This is a genomic window from Mesorhizobium sp. M8A.F.Ca.ET.021.01.1.1 (assembly GCF_003998025.1).
In the GTDB taxonomy this organism is placed as follows: domain Bacteria; phylum Pseudomonadota; class Alphaproteobacteria; order Rhizobiales; family Rhizobiaceae; genus Mesorhizobium.
Genome location: NZ_RZSJ01000739.1, coordinates 1 through 2,554 on the forward strand (window position 1 = coordinate 1; position 2,554 = coordinate 2,554).

The 2,554-nt window shown below is 60.9% G+C and carries 3 protein-coding genes; 2 read left to right on the forward strand and 1 reads right to left on the reverse strand.

Annotated elements, in window-relative coordinates:
• Nucleotides 1–292: 292 nt before the first annotated feature.
• A complete protein-coding gene (locus EOA36_RS33120; RefSeq protein ID WP_210212440.1) occupies nucleotides 293–589 on the reverse strand; it encodes an adenylate cyclase in 297 nt (98 codons plus the stop codon).
• A 732-nt stretch (nucleotides 590–1,321) separates the two neighbouring features.
• Here EOA36_RS33120 and EOA36_RS33125 point away from each other — a divergent pair.
• A complete protein-coding gene (locus EOA36_RS33125) occupies nucleotides 1,322–2,158 on the forward strand; it encodes a hypothetical protein (RefSeq protein WP_127280977.1) in 837 nt (278 codons plus the stop codon).
• Nucleotides 2,155–2,554, forward strand: a 400-nt coding sequence (locus EOA36_RS33130) for a hypothetical protein (protein ID WP_145969445.1), incomplete at its 3' end; no start/stop codon positions are given. The genes EOA36_RS33125 and EOA36_RS33130, both read left to right, overlap by 4 nt.

The following is a 2,554-nucleotide window of genomic DNA, read 5'->3' on the forward strand; positions in this document are numbered from 1 at the left end:
GCCCTAGGGATGGTGGGGCGCCAAGCAAATTGAATCCCCCAGGAGCCCGGTGAGAGCAAAGTCGTTCCGTCCATCGATATCCGTGAGTACCCCCACCACGCCGAGAAGTGAGCCTGGCCCGATAAATTCCGAGATCCGAGGTTAGAAAACGCTCGGATCAGCAGATTCGCCGCGGTTTTCGCGTGGTGCCGGCGAGTTTCCCGAGCTCACGCCCACAAGTGGCGTCAACTTGGCGGGATGCGTTGGCCCGGCTGCTTCGGCGGCCGGGCCTGTTGTTCCGCGGACCGTGCTGTCACCTATTATGGGACTGCTGGAAGCCGGCCACGTCGTACTGAGATACGCTCTTCGGATTCTTCGAGTTTTGCGGCTGGGTGCCGGCGTAATGTGTTCCGGCATTTCCATCCGGGTTGAAAGCTGAGCCCGGGGCAGAGCTGGCGTGGCCGGGGGTCGCACTTCCTGTTTGAGCAGTTCCGATTTCTTGGCTGGGCTGACCTGTCGTGCCCGTCACCGTGTGAACATTGGTGGCCAAGGCCATGCTGGTGGAACCTATGAACAAGCCTGCCACCATTGGAATGAGGAGATGTCTCATGATCGTTCTCCCAAAAGCATTTGATTTTGGGCGCTCGGGGTCTTGTGAGCGCCCGGCGAACTAAAGCTAGAACGCTCTTCGGACGATCATTCATCCCGACTGTCGCAAACTGTGATCTGTTTGTTTCACCGTGACACGCTTTTGGCGGCTTCGGTCTCCAGGTCCTTTAAGGCATCAGGGAACAAGAGCCTGTGGATCCCAGTTAACTGGATATGCCAGCCAAGATCAAAGAACCACAGCCGAAGCCCGGCCCGCAGCCACCGGTCCGTCGGCCAGACAAAGCACCGTCAGAGCTTGAGCATGTCGATCCGCCACCGCGAGACGTGCGGGAGGCGCCGGCACCAAATCCCAATGGCGACAAGAAAGCCTAAACGCCGACCCGCGAACGCGCCTGCAACAGGCGCATGCCACACGAGAACGATCAGGTGGTCGCTCTATATAAGAACGTGATTTTCTTTTAAAAAGATGGTGCCCAGAGGCGGGCAGCGGTTCGGTTCCAAAATCAATAGGTACCTGAAAAGTGCGGCCGAAGCCGTTTCCGCAGAGTTCCGGGGTTCTCCGTGCGGCTCGGGCCGCACCCAAAGCGGAAGGTTCTCGATCCAGTAGGGGATTGGCTGCACGGTCCCCGTACCGACCCTTGCCACGGCCGTCAAATCGCGCCAAACCTGCCGTAGCGATCGTCGGATCGCCTGATGGATGTTCGCTCAAAACGCTATCAGGTGAAGCACGCTCATGAAGGCCGCCGTCGCGATCGTCCCCGACACAGCTTACGATATCCGAAAGGTTGGAAAGGCCGTCCTCGGCTATCGGTTGGCCCCCGCTCCCCGCAAATGGACGATGGATCGCCATCGCCTTGATGAGATCGAAACCACCATCAAGGACCGGCACGGCTCCTTCGTGGACACCGATGATGGCGAGGCCTACCTCCGCGCCGCGTTCCCGCACTTGCCGGACGATCAACAAAGGCGCGCCTGGGCGCGCAAATGGTGTCCGCTGATAAGTGAGGGAGATATCGCTTATCTGCTTGCCGCGCCGCTGCGGCGCTTGAAGGCTCGTGAGATCGGCGATCTTCTTGCGGTCACGATTGAGCAGCGCAGCCGCCTCGATCTCAGGTCGATCCGGGCCAGTGGTCAGACGGACGCGGACATTGCCGCTGTAAAGCGCGAGCGTGACGCAACGGCCGTCCGCTCCAAGCGAGCGGCGCAGCAGCCGAGCAAGCCGCGCAAGCCGAAGCTCAAGGACGAACGGCCCTGGGAGGCGCTTGGCATATCCCGGCGGACATGGTTTCGACACCAGCAGACCGGTGGCACTAAACTTGTCGCCCATAAGAGTATTCTCTCTATGAGCGACAAAAAAAGTGCCACGGCCGGTAGCGCGGCCCCGAGGCCGCGCGCTACCGAGAAGCCGGACCCCGAAGCACTAAGAGCACTGAGCGCTAACCTGACCGAGTTCATCCACAACTATTCGGTCAGCCTGGTCCCAATCGCAGACGCAGCCCGCAACATCAGCCAGACCATCAGCACAAGCGCCTGCCATATCCGGTCAATCAAGATTGTGAGGGCCGCATGACGACGCCACGCCGTGTAACGTGGGGCATTCATGCCGCGCGCCGCATCGCGGCGGCTCGCGGCATCGAGCCCGCTGAGAGTGAAATCTTCGCACGCGCTCTCGTCCCCAAGATCGCCGACATCGCGTATCAAATCGCGTTGACCGAGAAGCGTCGTGGGCCGCGCGAGATCGCCCTGTTCATGTTGCGTCAGGTCGCAGGTCGGCACGCGCACCATATTCCCGATCTGATCGAGAATGCGGAGCCTGCCGACGCTGCGGACTTGCTGCTTTATTGGGCGACGGAAGGGCTGCACCTTGCCGCCGACAATCCCAATCCCGAGCGCACCCCGCCGAGCACCATGCGGATCAGCGTCTTCCACGCAGACGGACGCCGCACGGCATGGGATCGCATTGTCG

What these genes read in the sequence shown, in the direction of transcription:
- EOA36_RS33120 (WP_210212440.1), bottom strand. Translation starts at nt 589, where the DNA reads ATGAGACATCTCCTCATTCCAATGGTGGCAGGCTTGTTCATAGGTTCC.
- EOA36_RS33125 (WP_127280977.1), top strand. Translation starts at nt 1,322, where the DNA reads ATGAAGGCCGCCGTCGCGATCGTCCCCGACACAGCTTACGATATCCGA.